The organism is Streptomyces sp. NPDC045695, assembly GCF_056432025.1.
Genome location: NZ_JBWKJU010000004.1, coordinates 301121 through 316543, shown reverse-complemented (window position 1 = coordinate 316543; position 15423 = coordinate 301121). Strand labels below are relative to the sequence as shown.

Below are 15423 nucleotides of genomic sequence, written 5' to 3'. Positions count from 1 at the left end.
AGTCAGTGACGTTCCGGTTTGGCGCTGCGTCCCATCAGTTCCTTGAGCGCGACCAGGGTGGGCTTGCCGTGGTGGACGATGTCGACGACCGTGTCGGTGATCGGCATGTCCACCCCGTGGCGGCGGGCCAGATCGGCCACCGACTGGCAGGACTTGACTCCTTCGGCGGTCTGCTTGGTGACCGCGATGGTCTCCTCCAGGGTCATCCCGCGGCCGAGGTTGGTGCCGAAGGTGTGGTTCCGGGAGAGCGGCGAGGAGCAGGTGGCGACCAGGTCGCCGAGGCCCGCGAGGCCGGAGAAGGTGAGCGGGTCGGCGCCCATCGCCACGCCCAGGCGGGTCGCTTCGGCCAGTCCGCGGGTGATGAGCGAGCCCTTGGTGTTGTCGCCCAGGCCCATGCCGTCCGCGATGCCGACGGCGAGGCCGATGACGTTCTTGACCGCGCCGCCGAGCTCGCAGCCGATGACGTCGGTGCTGGTGTACGGGCGGAAGTACGGGGTGTGACAGGCGGCCTGGAGGCGCTGCGCCACGGCCTCGTCCACGCAGGCGACGACGGAGGCGGCGGGCTGCCGGGCGGCGATCTCGCGGGCCAGGTTGGGGCCGGTGACCACGGCGATGCGCTCGGCGGGGACCTTGGCGACCTCCTCGATCACCTCGCTCATCCGCTTGGCGGTGCCGAGTTCGATGCCCTTCATGAGGGAGACGAGCACGGTGTCGGGGGCGAGCAGGGGCGCCCAGGCGGCGAGGTTGCCGCGCAGGGTCTGGGAGGGGACGGCGAGGACGGTGAAGTCGGCGCCCGCCGCGGCCTCGGCGGGGTCGGTGGTGGCCCGGATGCCCGCGGGGAGTTCGACGTCGGGGAAGTAGTCCGGGTTGGTCCGGCCGGTGTTGATGGCGTCGACCAGCTCCTGGCGGCGCCCCCACAGGGTCACCTCGCAGCCGGCGTCGGCCAGCACGATGGCGAAGGCCGTGCCCCAGGAGCCCGTTCCGAATACGGCTGCCTTCATGGGACGTGTCACTTGTCGCCCTCCCCCGCGGCCTTGCGCCGCTGTTGCGCCCTGGCGTCTCGATGGTTGTACGGCTGGTCGGGCGCGGTCTGCCCGCGCAACTCCTCCAGCAGCTTGGTGATGGCGCCCATGATCACCTCGGTGGCCTCCTTGAGGACCTCCGGGGTGGGCTCCAGGTCGTAGAAGGCGGACAGGTCCACCGGCGGCCCCGCGAGGACCTGGAGGGTCTTGCGCGGGAAGAGCCGCACCCTGTTCTTCTTCGCGTAGGGCGGCATCGCGAGGTTCGCGCCCCACTGGGCCACCGGAACGACGGGCGCCCTGGTGATCAGCGCGACACGGGCGGCGCCGGTCTTGCCGGCCATCGGCCACATGTCGGGGTCGCGGGTGAGCGTGCCCTCCGGGTAAAAGGCCACGCATTCACCGCGCTCGATCGCCTCCACCGCGGCCCGGAATGCGACCAGGGCGTTGGTGCTCTCGCGGTAGACGGGGATCTGCCCGCTGCCCCGCAGGATCGACCCGACAATAGGGACCTTGAAGAGGGCGGCCTTCGCGAGCAAACGGGGCACGCGGCCGGTGTTGTACTGGAAGTGCGCGTAGGAGAGCGGGTCCAGATACGAGTTGTGATTGATGGCGGTGATAAATCCGCCCTCGGCCGGAATGTGCTCCATTCCCCGCCAGTCCCGCTTGAAGAGCACTACCAGCGGCGGTTTTGCGATGACCGCCGCCAGGCGGTACCAGAAGCCGAATCTGCGGCGGGGCACTCGAACACCTTTCCTCTAGGACCGGTGCGCGGCTGGGGCCACCTCGTCGGCCGGACAAGTGTGGTCCCGGGCCCGGTCTCTGTCGAGTCTCTGTCGGGAACACCGTACGCCCCGCTCGCACCACCGGAGTCCCGGGTTCACGGGGCGAGGGCGACAATGGACCGGCACATGACCAGGCCATGACCCGACCATGGCCCGCGCGGGTGCGGCAGCGCAGGGGAGGGAGGGGGCGGTGACGAACGCCGTCTGGAGTCTGGTGGTCCCGCTCAAGCCCCTGGCGGTGGCCAAGAGCCGTCTCGCGGCGGCCGTGGGCGCCTCCCGTCCGGGGCTCGCCCTGGCCTTCGCCCAGGACACCGTGGCCGGGGCGCTGGCCTGCGCGGCCGTCGCGGATGTGGTGGTCGTCACGGACGACGCCGCGGCGGGGGCGGAACTGGCCCGGCTGGGCGCGCGGATCGTCCCCGACGCCCCGGCGGCCGGGCTCAACGCGGCGCTGGCCCACGGGGCGCGGGCGGTGCGGTCGGGGCGGCCCGGCGCCGCGGTGGCCGCGATGAACGCCGATCTGCCGGCGCTGCGGCCCCCGGAACTGCTACGCGTGCTCGAAAACGCCTCGGTATTTCCCCGGGCATTTCTGGCGGACGCGGCAGGAATCGGGACGACCTTGCTTTCCGCCGCTCCGGACGTGGAATTGGCCCCCTCCTTCGGCGGCCCGTCGCGGGCCAGGCATTCGGCCTCGGGGGCGGTGGAAATCGGCCTGGCGGGCGTCGACAGCGTGCGCCGGGACGTGGACACGGCGGCGGATCTGCGCACGGCCCTCGCCCTCGGTGTGGGGCCGCACACGGCCCGATACAGTGCGGGTATGCAGGCGACCGCGTACACGTACGACTCCCAGACCCGCAGCGGCAGTGTGCTGCTGGACGACGGCACCCCCGTGCCCTTCGAGGCCCCGGCCTTCGACGCGGGCGGCCTGCGGCTGCTGCGGCCCGGGCAGCGGGTGCGGATCGAGACGGACGGCGAGGGCGCGGGCCTGCGGATCACCCTGGTCACGCTGCAGACCTTCTGACGAACGCACCGCGGGCCGGCTTCCCCACAGGGGGAAGCCGGCCCGGCGTGTGTGACCGTGCCCTTACTTGCTGCGGGCGGTGGTCTTCTTCGCGGTGGCCTTGCGCGTCGCGGTCTTCTTCGCGGGCGCCTTCGTCGCCGCGGTCACCTTCTTGGCGGCCGGGGCGGTCTTCTTCGCGGTGGGGGTGGTCTTCTTCGCGGTGGCCGTGGCCTTCTTCGCGGTGCTGGCCTTCTTGGCCGTGGCCGTCGCCTTCTTGGCGGTGGGCGTGCTCTTCACCGCCGCCTTCTTGGCGGTCGCGGTGGTCTTCGTGGCCGTCGTCTTCTTCGCGGCCGTGGACTTCGCCGCGGCCTTCTTGGCGGTGGTGGCCTTCTTCGCGGCGGCCTTCTTGACCGTCGCGGAGGCACCACCGGTGAGGCTGCCCTTGGGCGCCTTCTTCACGGAGACCTCGCCGCCCTTGGGCAGCTTCTTGGTGCCGCTGACCAGGTCCTTGAAGCCCTGGCCCGCACGGAAACGGGGCACGGAGGTCTTCTTGACCCGGACGCGCTCTCCCGTCTGCGGGTTGCGCGCGTAACGGGCCGGGCGGTCGACCTTCTCGAACGAGCCGAAGCCCGTGACCGAGACCCGATCGCCCGCGACGGTAGCGCGGACGATCGCGTCCAGTACCGCGTCGACAGCATCCGCGGCCTGCTGGCGGCCGCCCAGCTTGTCGGCAATCGCTTCTACGAGCTGCGCCTTGTTCACGTCTTCCCCTTCGGAGACTTCGCCAGAACGAATGTGTTCAAGCTTATTTCGCACGTTAGGCGGATATATACCGCAAATCAAACACGAAACGGGCTAATCACCCTAGTGCCGCAACGCTGGAGACCGTTACGGAGTTCCTTCGCATCAGTCGCCTTCAGGGAATCGACCCTCGTCGAGGTCCTTCATCAACCTGTCCAGGCGCCTTGCCGCATCGGCGAGATCATGTTTCGCCGCGGCCGTGACGACCAACAGCTTCCGGGACAGCGCCATCCTTACGCCCTCCGGGACTTGCAGTGAGCGCACCCGTATGTGTGCTTCCTTCAGTCGGTCCGCGACCAGTTCGTAGAGCTCAAGTTGACTGTCGCGTTCCATGCACAGATTGTGCCATCTGGGGCGAGTTGTCGCCTCACGGGGCCTCAACACACAGCTGTGCCCCCCACCGTTCGGTGGAGGGCACAGTGTTGTCGATGTGATCACCCAGGGGCGAATAAGCGCTGATCAGGCAGGAATCAGCCCTTAACCGTGCGCGGCTTGAAGGCCGGGCGGCTGCTTTCGTACGTGGCGATGTCCGCTTCGTTCTGAAGGGTGAGCGAGATGTCGTCCAGGCCTTCCAGCAGTCGCCAGCGGGCGTTGTCGTCGAGTTCGAACTCCGCGACGACGCCTTCGGCTCGCACCTGGCGGGCGACCAGGTCGACCGTGACCTCGGCGGTGGGGTCGGCCTCGGTCAGCTCCCACAGCCGATCGACCGTCTCCTGCGGGAGCACGACGGTCAGCAGGCCGTTCTTCAGCGAGTTCCCGCGGAAGATGTCGGCGAAGCGGGAGGAGATGACGGTCTTGAAGCCGAAGTTCTGCAGGGCCCAGACGGCGTGCTCGCGCGAGGAACCCGTCCCGAAGTCGGGGCCGGCGATCAGCACGGTGGCGCCGGCGCGCTCCGGACGGTTCGTGACGAACTGCGGGTCCTTGCGCCAGGCCTCGAAGAGCCCGTCCTCGAAGCCGTCGCGGGTGATCTTCTTCAGCCAGTGGGCGGGGATGATCTGGTCGGTGTCGACGTTGCTGCGGCGCAGCGGGACGGCCCGGCCGGTGTGGGTGGTGAAGGCTTCCATGGTTCAGACTCCGGCGGTCGCGGGGGCGTCGGACAGGTCGGCGGGCGAGGCCAGATGGCCCAGCACCGCGGTGGCGGCGGCCACCTGCGGGGAGACCAGGTGGGTGCGCCCGCCCTTGCCCTGCCGGCCCTCGAAGTTGCGGTTGGAGGTGGACGCGGAGCGTTCACCGGGCGCCAGTTGGTCGGGGTTCATGCCCAGACACATCGAACAGCCCGCGTGCCGCCATTCGGCGCCGGCCTCCTTGAAGACCTTGTCCAGGCCCTCCTCCACGGCCTGCAGGGCGACCCGTACGGAGCCCGGGACGACCAGCATCCGCACGCCGTCGGCGACTTTGCGGCCCTCGATGATCCCGGCGACGGCGCGCAGGTCCTCGATGCGGCCATTGGTGCAGGAACCTACGAAGACGGTGTCGACCTTGATGTCGCGCAGCGGCTGCCCGGCGGTCAACCCCATGTACTCCAGGGCCTTTTCGGCGGCGTGGCGCTCCGAAGCGTCCTCGTACGAAGCCGGGTCGGGGACGTTGGCCGACAGCGGCGCGCCCTGGCCCGGGTTGGTGCCCCAGGTGACGAAGGGGGCCAGCGTCGTGCCGTCGATGACGACCTCGGCGTCGAAGACAGCGTCGTCGTCGGTGCGCAGCGTCTTCCAGTAGGCGACGGCCGCGTCCCACTCCTCGCCCTTCGGGGCGTGGTCGCGGCCCTCCAGGTAGTCGAAGGTGGTCTGGTCGGGGGCGATCATGCCGGCGCGGGCGCCGGCCTCGATCGACATGTTGCAGATGGTCATGCGGGCTTCCATCGAGAGCTGCTCGATGGCCTCGCCGCGGTACTCCAGGATGTAGCCCTGGCCGCCGCCGGTGCCGATCTTGGCGATGATCGCCAGGATCAGGTCCTTCGCGGTGACGCCCTCGGCCAGCGCGCCGGTGACGGTGATCGCCATCGTCTTCGGCCGGGCGAGCGGCAGCGTCTGGGTGGCCAGCACGTGCTCGACCTGGCTGGTGCCGATGCCGAAGGCCAGCGCGCCGAAGGCGCCGTGCGTGGAGGTGTGCGAGTCGCCGCACACGACCGTGGTGCCGGGCTGGGTCAGGCCCAGCTGCGGTCCCACGACGTGGACGACGCCCTGCTCGACGTCGCCCAGCGAGTGCAGGCGGACGCCGAACTCGGCGCAGTTCTTGCGCAGCGTCTCCAGCTGCGCCCGGGAGACCGGGTCGGCGATCGGCTTGTCGATGTCGATGGTGGGGGTGTTGTGGTCCTCGGTCGCGATGGTGAGGTCGAGGCGTCGGACCTTGCGGCCGGCCTGACGCAGGCCTTCGAAGGCCTGCGGGCTGGTCACCTCGTGCAGCAGGTGCAGATCGATGAAGAGGAGGTCGGGCTCGCCTTCGGCGCGCCGGACGACATGGTCGTCCCAGACCTTCTCCGCGAGTGTCCTACCCATCGCTTTCCCTCCGGCCGGCCGGTTGTGCCGGCGCTTCATAGAGATCTCGTGCGCCTGATCGCCCGTACCCCACGTCCCGGACGACGGCTCGGACCCAGTGGTTCGTGGACCCGCACATACAGACTCGCTGGTTCTTGGAAAAATTGAACTTGCGTTTCACAGTGTGAGACGCGAATATCGTTTCATGGACAACTCTAGCGGCGTCGGCGTTCTCGACAAGGCAGCTCTGGTATTGAGCGCACTGGAGTCCGGTCCGGCCACCCTCGCCGGGCTGGTCGCGGCGACAGGGCTCGCACGACCCACGGCACATCGCCTGGCCGTGGCACTGGAACACCACCGGATGGTGGCGAGGGACATGCAGGGCCGGTTCATCCTCGGTCCGCGGCTGGCGGAGCTCGCCGCCGCGGCCGGCGAGGACCGCCTGCTGGCCACGGCGGGACCGGTACTCACCCACCTGCGCGACGTGACGGGCGAGAGCGCGCAGCTCTACCGCCGTCAGGGAGACATGCGCATCTGCGTGGCGGCCGCCGAGCGGCTGTCGGGTCTGCGGGACACCGTCCCGGTGGGCTCCACGCTCCCCATGAAGGCCGGCTCGGCCGCGCAGATCCTGATGGCGTGGGAGGAGCCGGAGCGGCTCCACCGCGGCCTTCAGGGCGCGCGCTTCACGGCGACGGCGCTCTCGGGCGTACGGCGTCGCGGCTGGGCGCAGTCGATCGGCGAGCGGGAGCCCGGTGTGGCCTCCGTCTCGGCGCCGGTGCGCGGTCCGTCGAACCGCGTGGTGGCCTCCGTGTCGGTCTCCGGGCCGATCGAGCGCCTGACCCGCCACCCGGGCCGGATGCACGCCCAGGCCGTCATCGACGCGGCCGCACGCCTCACGGAGGCGCTGCGCCGCACCGGCTGACCCACCCCTCCCGCCCTGACTGCCACTCCCCCGCCCACCCTTCGGGCCCGGGGGCGCGTACGACGCCGCACACGTCTGAACACGCGCCCCCGGGCCCCTTTTTGCGTGGGTGCATCGGCGCACCGTCGCCTCGGTGCCTCGGTGCCGGGCATAGCGAAGAGGCCCTCCGCGATGAACGCGGAGGGCCTCTTCGATGCGTACCCCCGACCGGATTCGAACCGGCGCTACCGCCTTGAGAGGGCGGCGTGCTAGGCCGCTACACAACGGGGGCTAGCTGGTGCTGCTGTTACTGCGCTGGGCTACCAGGACTCGAACCTAGAATAAGGGAACCAGAAACCCTCGTGTTGCCAATTACACTATAGCCCAAAGTGGTCTAGACCAGACCAGTACCCCCGACCGGATTCGAACCGGCGCTACCGCCTTGAGAGGGCGGCGTGCTAGGCCGCTACACAACGGGGGCCCTAGCGATCCTGCATCAAAATGTCCGGGTGCGACCCTGGAGATCTCGCGGGAAGGATCTGTACCCCCGACCGGATTCGAACCGGCGCTACCGCCTTGAGAGGGCGGCGTGCTAGGCCGCTACACAACGGGGGCAAAGCACTGCGTTACTGCTGCACTGCGCTGGGGTACCAGGACTCGAACCTAGAATAAGGGAACCAGAAACCCTCGTGTTGCCAATTACACTATACCCCACCAAAAGTCAACCCCTTGCGGGGCTTTTTCTTTGGGTGGCGCCTCCGTTCGGCCTTTCGGCCCGCTCCGGCGGCGCAGAAAGAACATTACCGGATGCCTGACCGTGCTCCAAAACGGGTATCGCGTGCCAGCAGCTCCGGGAGCCGGGCGAGGCCGTCGATGCGGTGCGCGCCGTCGGGCCCGGGCCCGCGGCCGCCGTCGCGGTCCAGCCAGATCGCCAGCAGCCCGGCGTCGCGCGCCCCGCGCGCGTCGATCTCGGGCTGGTCCCCCACGTACGCCACCTCGCCCGGCGGCAGCCCGAGCGCCTCGCAGGCGGCGAGGAAGGCCGCCGCCTCCGGCTTGCTGACCCCGAGTTCGACGGCGCAGACCAGCACCTCGAAGCGGTCGCGCAGCCCGAGGTCGCGCAGCTTGGGGTCCTGGTTGGCGGTGGAGGAGTTGGAGAGCACCCCGTGCCGGTAGTCCACGGCCAGCGCGTCCAGCGCGGGCACCACGTCGGGGAAGACCGTCCAGGCGGTCTTGTAGTGCGCGACGTACTGGTCGAACCAGGTGTCCGCCTCGTCGTCGGTCATGGCGGGGCGCTCCAGGAACTCGCGCACGCGGTCGCGCCGCTGCCCCTGGAAGGTGCCCTCGCCGGCTGCGAAGCGCGCCCAGTGCCGGTCGGTGATCTCCCGCCACAGCGCGAGCGCCTGCGCGGGCGTCCCGTAGCGGTCGGCGAGCCGCTCGGCGTCCAGTTGCCGCGCGAGGCCGGCGGCGTCGGCCCCCGTGTAGTCGAAGAGCGTGTCGTCGATGTCCCACAGCACGGCGCGGATCGGCATGGGGCCGAGCCTACGCCGGGCACCGGCCCCCCGTGGGGGATGTGAAAGAAAGATCGTCCCGCGACCGTCCCGAACGCCGCAGGGGGCGGTGGCCGGGTGTCCGGCCACCGCCCCCTGCGGGACGTACGGGTGGGGCTATGCGGCGAGCTTGGCCAGGGCCGCGTCGATGCGGGACAGCGAGCGCTCCTTGCCCAGGATCTCCAGGGACTCGAAGAGCGGCAGGCCGACCGTGCGGCCGGTGACCGCCACGCGGACCGGGGCCTGGGCCTTGCCGAGCTTGAGGCCGTGGGCCTCGCCGGCGGTCAGGACGGCCTGCTTGAGGGACTCCGGGTCCGACCAGTCGGCGTTGGCGAGGTTCTCGCGCGCCGTGGTCAGCAGGGCCGCCGGCTCGCCCTTCATCGCCTTGTCCCAGGACGCCTGGTCCTCGACCGGCTCCTTGCGGAACAGGAAGTCCACGTTGGCGGTGATGTCCGAGAGGACGGTCACACGGGTCTGGGCGTACGGGGCGATGCGCGCCCAGGCATCGGCGTCGAAGTCCTCGGGCTCCCAGTTGGCGTGCGGGGCCCGCAGCCACGGGGCGCAGGCGTCCGCGAAGGCCTTCGGGTCGAGCATGCGGATGTGGTCGGCGTTGATCGCCTCGGCCTTCTTGAGGTCGAAGCGCGCGGGGTTGGCGTTGACACCGTCGATGTCGAACTTCGACACCATCTCCTCGATCGAGAAGACGTCCTGGTCCTTGGAGAAGGACCAGCCGAGCAGCGACAGGTAGTTCAGCAGGCCCTCGGGGAGGAAGCCGCGCTCGCGGTACAGGTTGAGCGAGGACTCGGGGTCGCGCTTGGAGAGCTTCTTGTTGCCCTCGCCCATCACGTACGGCAGGTGGCCGAACCGGGGGATGCCCGTGGCGATGCCGAGCTCCATCAGCGCCTTGTACAGCGCGATCTGGCGGGGGGTGGAGGACAGCAGGTCCTCGCCGCGCAGCACGTGCGTGATCTGCATCAGCGCGTCGTCGACCGGGTTGACCAGCGTGTAGAGCGGCGCGCCGTTGGCCCGCAGGATGCCGAAGTCCGGCACGTTCTCCGGGGTGAAGGTCAGCTCGCCGCGGACCAGGTCGGTGAAGGTGATCGGCTCGTCGGGCATCCGGAAGCGCACGATCGAGGGGCGGTGCTCGCCCTGGAAGGCCTCCAGCTGGACCTGGGTCAGCTCGCGGCAGTGGCCGTCGTAGCCGGAGGGCTTGCCGGCGGCGCGGGCGGCGGCGCGGCGCGCGTCCAGCTCCTCGGTCGAGCAGTAGCAGTCGTAGGCGTAACCGCCGTCGCGCAGCCGCTGGGCCACGTCCGCGTAGATGTCCATGCGCTCGGACTGGCGGTACGGGGCGTGCGGGCCGCCGACCTCGGGGCCCTCGTCCCAGGTGAAGCCGAGCCAGCGCAGCGAGTCGAGCAGCTGCTCGTAGGACTCCTCGGAGTCGCGGGCCGCGTCGGTGTCCTCGATGCGGAAGACGAACGTACCGCCGTGGTGGCGGGCGAACGCCCAGTTGAAGAGGGCCGTCCGGACCAGGCCCACGTGGGGGTTGCCGGTCGGGGACGGACAGAAACGTACGCGGACGTTCGCGTTAGCCACGCTTGATCACCTTGTTGGTGAGAGTGCCGATGCCTTCGATGGTGACGGCGACCTCGTCGCCGACGTTGAGGGGGCCGACTCCGGCCGGGGTCCCCGTGAGGATGACGTCGCCCGGGAGCAGGGTCATGGCCTCGGTGATGTGGACGATCAGGTCCTCGATGGAGCGGACCATGTCACTGGTGCGGCCGAGCTGGCGCTGTTCGCCGTTGACCGTGCACTGGATGGTCAGGTCGCTCGGGTCCAGATCGGTCTCGATCCAGGGGCCGAGGGGGCAGGAGCTGTCGAAGCCCTTGGCCCGGGCCCACTGCTTCTCGCGTTGCTGGACGTCGCGCGCGGTGACGTCGTTGGCGCAGGTGTAGCCGAGGATCACGTCCTTGACGCGCTCCTTCGGGACCTCCCGGCACATGCGGCCGATGACCACGGCGAGCTCCGCCTCGTGGTGGAGGTCCTGGGAGAAGGAGGGGTACGCGATCGGGTCGCCCGGGCCGACCACCGAGGTGGAGGGCTTGAAGAAGGTGATGGGGACCTCGGGGACCTCGTTGCCGAGCTCCGCCGCGTGCTCCGCGTAGTTGCGGCCGATGGCCACGACCTTGTTCGGGAGCACGGGCGGCAGCAGCCGGACCTTGCTCAGCGGGACCTTCGTGCCCGAGAGCTCGAAGTCCGCGAACGGGATGCCCTTGATGATGTCGAGCACGAGCGTCGATTCGCCGCCGGGGGCGGCGTCGCCCTCGACCGCGCCGAACGCGACGTTGCCGTCGATCGAGAACCTGGCGATGCGCACGTGTTGCGTCTGCCCCTCTGTCCGTATCCGCTGGCTGGAGTCTGCGTTCCCAGGCTAACGCGGCGGACGGGGAGGCTTCGCGATCCGTGGCGCCGCGGCTACTGCGCGGCGGCGGCGACCGGCGCGTCCATCAGGACGGTGCGGCGCGGGTTGGCGGTCTGCGCGGGCAGGTCGACGGAGTGTTCCGGGGTGGCCGGGGCCGCCTGCAGCTCGTCGGCGTCCTTGAGGTGCGCGAGGGTGGTGCGGCGGGGGTTGGCTATGTTGCGGAACATCATCGTCGTCTTCATCGGAGTTCGGGGTCCTCGGTTCGGTCTGTGAGTGTCGGCTGTCGCATGCACCAACCCTGGCGCCAACCCTTTAAGAGGCAAGGCTAAACATCTGAATCCCCCGTCGAACCAGGAAGTAATGGCCACGGCTGTGTGAGTTTGCTCACCCGTGACCAGGCATTTCTGGCATAACGGACAGTCAACTGGGGCACCCGAAACGGACATTGCGCCACTGAATGCGCCATTCCGCTCCTGATCATCTCGACTGGGACACCTTGACAGGCATGCGGTTTGGATGGCGTAAGTCCGGTTTCGACCGAATACGGTCACACATCGCGTAGCACCGCCGTCACGAGCGGTCACCGACTCCCCGGGCCGACACGCGCACCTTGTTGGAGATCCTCCACTGTGCTGGAATTCGCGGGACCGCCGCGGGAACAGCCGGCGCGCAGGTGGCGCGACAAAGCGCCGAGCGCGGCGGCACAGAGAGGGAGACGCGCCGGTCACCGACGACCACCATGGGGCCGCACGTGCCCCACGACTCGACACCGTCCCACCGGTCGCCCGGAGGGACGCCTGGTCCAGAGGTTGCGACGCTAGTGCAGGGACGATTCAAGAGGGATGGCAAGGGGTCTCCCCAGGCCCGCCAGGGCCGTGGGGAAGCCGCGGCGGAGCAGGACCCGCGCGGCGGGACCGACCGAGGCTCCTCGCCCCAGCACGCCCAGAACCGCGGGCCGGCTGTCGAAGGCGCGGGCCGCGGCGCCGGTGCCCCGGTGAAGGCGAAGGGCCGCGGGAAGTCCGCCAAGGCCGGGCCGGCCGAGCAGGACGTGGCGATACCGAAGGCCCCCAGTGGGCCCGGGTCCCGCCTCGCCATGCAGAACTGGCGCATCAGCACGCGACTGGTGTCGCTGCTGACCCTTCCGGTCGTCGCCGCCACCACGCTCGGTGGTTTCCGCATCAACGACTCGCTCAACGACATCGCGCAGCTGGAGCACATGCAGCTGCTGACGACCATGACCCGGCAGGCCACCAACCTGGCCGCCATGCTCCAGGAGGAGCGGGACATGTCGGCGGGTCCGCTCTCGCTCTCCAAGGGCAGGAGCACCAGCAGCGTCGACGGCATCCGCCAGCAGACGGACACCGCGGCCAAGGCCTTCGCCGCCGCGACCGACAAGGTCGACAGCACCGGCGACAAGGACGACACCCTCAAGTCGATCCGCAACAACGTCCTTCAGATCGGCCGCCAGCTCACCAACATCGAGACGATCCGCAGCAAGGCGTACGCCAACGGCGCCCAGCAGACCGTCAGTGAGTACAACTCGCTGATCGTCTCGCTGCTCTCGCTCTCCCAGGACATGGCGCAGGCCACCTCCAACCCGGAGATGATCAAGCGTACGCGTGCCCTGGCCGCGTTCTCCGCCGCCAAGGAGTACGCCTCCATCCAGCGCGCGATCATCGCCGCCTCGCTCCCCGACACCTCGGAGCGCCAGGGCGAGCTGAAGGAGAACGACCGCCTCTACGCCCTCTCCGCGCAGAAGGGCGAGCAGCAGGCGAAGACGACCTTCGAGCTCGTCTACCAGGGCCGCACCGAGGAGCTCCTCGCCGGTCTGGGCGACAGCAACTCCGAGATCTCCAGCGCCGACCACTACGCCCGCCGCGTCCTGGCCAGCCCGGACGCGTTCCTCCGGGAGAAGAACCGGTCCTGGCTGGACTGGTACGACGCGGACGGCACCAAGCTCCAGGCCATGAAGGTCATCGAGCTGACCCTGCTGGAGGAGATGGAGCAGAAGGCCCGCGAGCTCAAGAACGAGGCCCAGCAGGACGCCATCATCAACGGTGCCCTGATCCTCCTCGTCCTCGGTGTCTCCCTCGTCGGCGCCTTCGTCATGGCGCGCTCGATGATCCGCTCGCTGCGCCGCCTGCAGGACACCGCGACGCGCGTCGCCCAGGACCGTCTGCCCGAGCTCGTCAAGCAGCTCTCCGAGTCCGACCCGCAGGACGTGGACACGTCCGTGGAGTCGGTCGGTGTGCACACCCGCGACGAGATCGGCCAGGTGGCCGCGGCCTTCGACGACGTGCACCGCGAGGCCGTCCGCCTCGCCGCCGAGCAGGCCCTCCTGCGAGGCAACGTCAACGCGATGTTCACCAACCTCTCGCGCCGTTCGCAGGGCCTCATCCAGCGTCAGCTCTCGCTCATCTCCGAGCTGGAGTCGCGCGAGGCCGACCCGGACCAGCTGTCCTCGCTCTTCAAGCTCGACCACCTCGCGACCCGCATGCGCCGTAACGGTGAGAACCTCCTCGTCCTCGCGGGCGAGGAGCCGGGCCGCCGGTGGACCCGCCCCGTCCCGCTCGTCGACGTGCTCCGCGCCGCCGCCTCCGAGGTGGAGCAGTACGAGCGCGTCGAGCTGGCCTCGGTGCCCGGCACCGACGTCGCCGGCCGCGTCGTCAACGACCTCGTGCACGTGCTCGCCGAGCTGCTGGAGAACGCCACCTCGTTCTCCTCCCCGCAGACCAAGGTCAAGGTCACCGGTCACGCGCTGCCCGACGGCCGCGTGCTCGTCGAGATCCACGACACCGGTATCGGCCTCTCCCCCGAGGACCTCGCCGCGATCAACGAGCGGCTCGCGTCGCCGCCGACCGTGGACGTCTCCGTCTCCCGCCGCATGGGCCTGTTCGTGGTCGGCCGCCTGTCCCTGCGACACGGCATCCGCATCCAGCTGCGTCCCTCCGACTCGGGCGGTACGACGGCCCTCGTCATGCTTCCGGTGGACGTCGCCCAGGGCGGCAAGAAGCCGGGCCCGATGCCGGGTCAGGGTGGCCAGGGCGGCCCCGGTGGCGCCCCCGGCGGCCCCGGCGGCCAGGGTTCCGTAGCCGGTGCCGGCGCGCGTCCCACCGTGGGCGCGGCCCCGCAGCGCGGTCAGGTCCCGGGAGGCGGCCAGCGCGCGGCTCTTCCGGGGCGCGACGGCGGCGCCCCGCAGCGCCCGCAGGGCGGCCCCGGCGCTCCCGGCGCCCGCCCGCAGCAGGGTCAGACCACCGCGGGACAGGGCCAGGGTGCCTTCGGTGGCGGTGCGCCGCTGCCGGCCCGCGGTCCGGTCGCCGGTGGTGCGTTCGGCGGTGCTGCGCTCGGCGGTGGGCCTCAGGCCCGTCCCGCGTCGTCGCCCCCGGCCGGCCCGGCCGGTTACCCGCAGGGCAACGGATTCGAGCGGCCCCAGCCGCAGCAGCCGCAGCAGCAGCCCGTTCAGCAGCAGTCGGCCGCTCCGGGCGCTCCGGCTCCGGCTCCGGGCGGCGCCCGGCCGCAGCTGCCGCCGCGCGGCGGCGCCCCGCGTGCGGAGCTCCCCGGCCCGCAGACCACCAGCTGGGGTGCGGACCAGGCCCGCGGCCACGACGAGCTGTCGGGCCCCGGCTCGACGGCCGAGTTCGCCCGCCCGGACTTCAACGCCCCCATGCCCCAGGGCGACGGCAGCGCGAGCACGACCGGACAGTTCGAGCGTCCGGACGTACGCGGCGCCGTGAACCCGTCCACCACCGGACAGTTCGAGCGCCCGGCCGGCTACCAGCCCACGGGTCAGCCCCAGCGCCCCGGCGGCCCCGGTGTCGGCGGTTTCGCCCGGCCCCAGCAGGCCCCGCAGCAGCCGCAGGCCCCGCAGCCCGGCGGCGAGTACGCACCCGTACCGCCTGCGCGCCCGGAGACCCCGCGACTGCCGCAGGGCCACCGGCCTGAGGCGCTGCCCGCGGCGCAGAGCTCCGGCGACGGCCGCAGCCCGATCTTCGACACGCTGGAGTCGAACTGGTTCCGCGAGGAGGGGCAGCAGCCCCCCGCGCAGGGACCGGCGGTACCCCAGCAGCCGCAGCAGTCCGCGGGCCTCGCGCCGCAGCAGCACCAGCCGCTGCCGCAGCGCGGCCAGGGGCCCGCGGCCGAGCCCGCCGCGGCGGCGACCGGCACCACGCCGACCGTCAGCTGGCGTTCCTCGCCGAACGACGAGCTGATGCGGCAGGCCGAGCGCGTGCGCCAGCCCGCCGCCGGCGGCATCACGACCTCGGGGCTGCCCCGCCGGGTCCCGCGGGCGAACCTCGTGGCCGGCACCGCGCAGCAGCAGGCCGAGGCGCAGGCGGGTCCGCAGGTCTCGCGGGCGCCGGACGACGTCCGCGGCCGTCTGACCAACCTCCGACGCGGTATCCAGCAGGGCCGTCAGGCCGGCAACAACGGTCCGGCGACCGGCAGTTACCACATCGACCCCACTTACCAGCAGGAGCGATAGTTG

General features: G+C 70.7%; 12 protein-coding genes, 5 tRNA genes and 1 pseudogene. 3 read left to right on the top strand and 15 right to left on the bottom strand.

What is annotated here, in order from left to right:
* Positions 1-2 precede the first annotated feature (2 nt).
* Together AC07DU_RS10350 and AC07DU_RS10345 are read right to left on the bottom strand one after the other, a co-directional pair.
* On the bottom strand, positions 3-1013 hold the full coding sequence (locus tag AC07DU_RS10350; protein WP_360894602.1) for an NAD(P)H-dependent glycerol-3-phosphate dehydrogenase: 1011 nt from the start codon (positions 1011-1013) through the stop codon (positions 3-5).
* Positions 1010-1762 carry a lysophospholipid acyltransferase family protein gene (locus AC07DU_RS10345; protein ID WP_479110647.1) on the bottom strand — a complete coding sequence of 251 codons (753 nt, stop codon included), beginning with the start codon at positions 1760-1762 and terminating at the stop codon, positions 1010-1012. The genes AC07DU_RS10350 and AC07DU_RS10345 overlap by 4 nt, the downstream gene beginning before the upstream one ends.
* A 190-nt stretch (positions 1763-1952) precedes the next feature.
* On the opposite strand from AC07DU_RS10345, the pseudogene cofC reads away from it, so the two are divergent.
* Positions 1953-2621 (top strand): annotated as a pseudogene (gene cofC, locus AC07DU_RS10340) (2-phospho-L-lactate guanylyltransferase); the annotation flags it as partial.
* A 264-nt stretch (positions 2622-2885) separates the two neighbouring features.
* Here the strand turns inward: cofC and AC07DU_RS10335 are convergent.
* The 4 genes from AC07DU_RS10335 to leuC all read right to left on the bottom strand — a co-directional run bounded on the left by AC07DU_RS10335 (position 2886) and on the right by leuC (position 6094).
* A complete protein-coding gene (locus AC07DU_RS10335) occupies positions 2886-3563 on the bottom strand; it encodes an HU family DNA-binding protein (RefSeq protein WP_360894607.1) in 678 nt (225 codons plus the stop codon).
* 144 nt (positions 3564-3707) lie between these two features.
* Positions 3708-3935 (bottom strand): SCO5555 family protein, encoded by a 228-nt coding sequence (locus tag AC07DU_RS10330; RefSeq protein ID WP_360894610.1) that lies wholly within the window; start codon positions 3933-3935, stop codon positions 3708-3710.
* Positions 3936-4072: 137 nt separating this feature from the next.
* Positions 4073-4666, bottom strand: coding sequence for a 3-isopropylmalate dehydratase small subunit (gene leuD, locus AC07DU_RS10325; protein ID WP_479110645.1), 594 nt, complete (start codon positions 4664-4666; stop codon positions 4073-4075).
* Between the two features lie 3 nt (positions 4667-4669).
* Positions 4670-6094: a 3-isopropylmalate dehydratase large subunit gene (gene leuC / locus AC07DU_RS10320; RefSeq protein ID WP_360894616.1), complete on the bottom strand. Its 1425-nt coding sequence runs from the start codon at positions 6092-6094 to the stop codon at positions 4670-4672.
* A 184-nt stretch (positions 6095-6278) separates the two neighbouring features.
* Between leuC and ndgR the strand changes: the two genes are divergently transcribed.
* A complete protein-coding gene (gene ndgR, locus AC07DU_RS10315; protein ID WP_150517662.1) occupies positions 6279-6995 on the top strand; it encodes an IclR family transcriptional regulator NdgR in 717 nt (238 codons plus the stop codon).
* Between the two features lie 198 nt (positions 6996-7193).
* Here ndgR and AC07DU_RS10310 read toward each other — a convergent pair.
* The 9 genes from AC07DU_RS10310 to AC07DU_RS10270 form a co-directional block, all read right to left on the bottom strand.
* Positions 7194-7266, bottom strand: a tRNA-Glu gene (locus AC07DU_RS10310).
* Positions 7267-7289: 23 nt separating this feature from the next.
* Positions 7290-7361, bottom strand: a tRNA-Gln gene (locus AC07DU_RS10305).
* A 21-nt stretch (positions 7362-7382) separates the two neighbouring features.
* Positions 7383-7455, bottom strand: a tRNA-Glu gene (locus AC07DU_RS10300).
* Between the two features lie 61 nt (positions 7456-7516).
* Positions 7517-7589, bottom strand: a tRNA-Glu gene (locus tag AC07DU_RS10295).
* A 27-nt stretch (positions 7590-7616) separates the two neighbouring features.
* Positions 7617-7688 (bottom strand) — tRNA-Gln (locus tag AC07DU_RS10290).
* Between the two features lie 86 nt (positions 7689-7774).
* The gene (locus AC07DU_RS10285) at positions 7775-8503 is read right to left on the bottom strand and encodes an HAD family hydrolase (protein WP_360894619.1); all 729 of its coding nucleotides are present in this window, start codon (positions 8501-8503) and stop codon (positions 7775-7777) included.
* Between the two features lie 135 nt (positions 8504-8638).
* Positions 8639-10114: a glutamate--tRNA ligase gene (gene gltX / locus AC07DU_RS10280; protein ID WP_360894622.1), complete on the bottom strand. Its 1476-nt coding sequence runs from the start codon at positions 10112-10114 to the stop codon at positions 8639-8641.
* Positions 10107-10895: a fumarylacetoacetate hydrolase family protein gene (locus AC07DU_RS10275; RefSeq protein WP_479030774.1), complete on the bottom strand. Its 789-nt coding sequence runs from the start codon at positions 10893-10895 to the stop codon at positions 10107-10109. The genes gltX and AC07DU_RS10275 overlap by 8 nt, the downstream gene beginning before the upstream one ends.
* A 98-nt stretch (positions 10896-10993) precedes the next feature.
* Positions 10994-11182: a hypothetical protein gene (locus AC07DU_RS10270; protein WP_360894628.1), complete on the bottom strand. Its 189-nt coding sequence runs from the start codon at positions 11180-11182 to the stop codon at positions 10994-10996.
* A 578-nt stretch (positions 11183-11760) separates the two neighbouring features.
* Between AC07DU_RS10270 and AC07DU_RS10265 the strand changes: the two genes are divergently transcribed.
* Positions 11761-15420 carry a sensor histidine kinase gene (locus AC07DU_RS10265; RefSeq protein ID WP_479110642.1) on the top strand — a complete coding sequence of 1220 codons (3660 nt, stop codon included), beginning with the start codon at positions 11761-11763 and terminating at the stop codon, positions 15418-15420.
* Positions 15421-15423 lie beyond the last annotated feature (3 nt).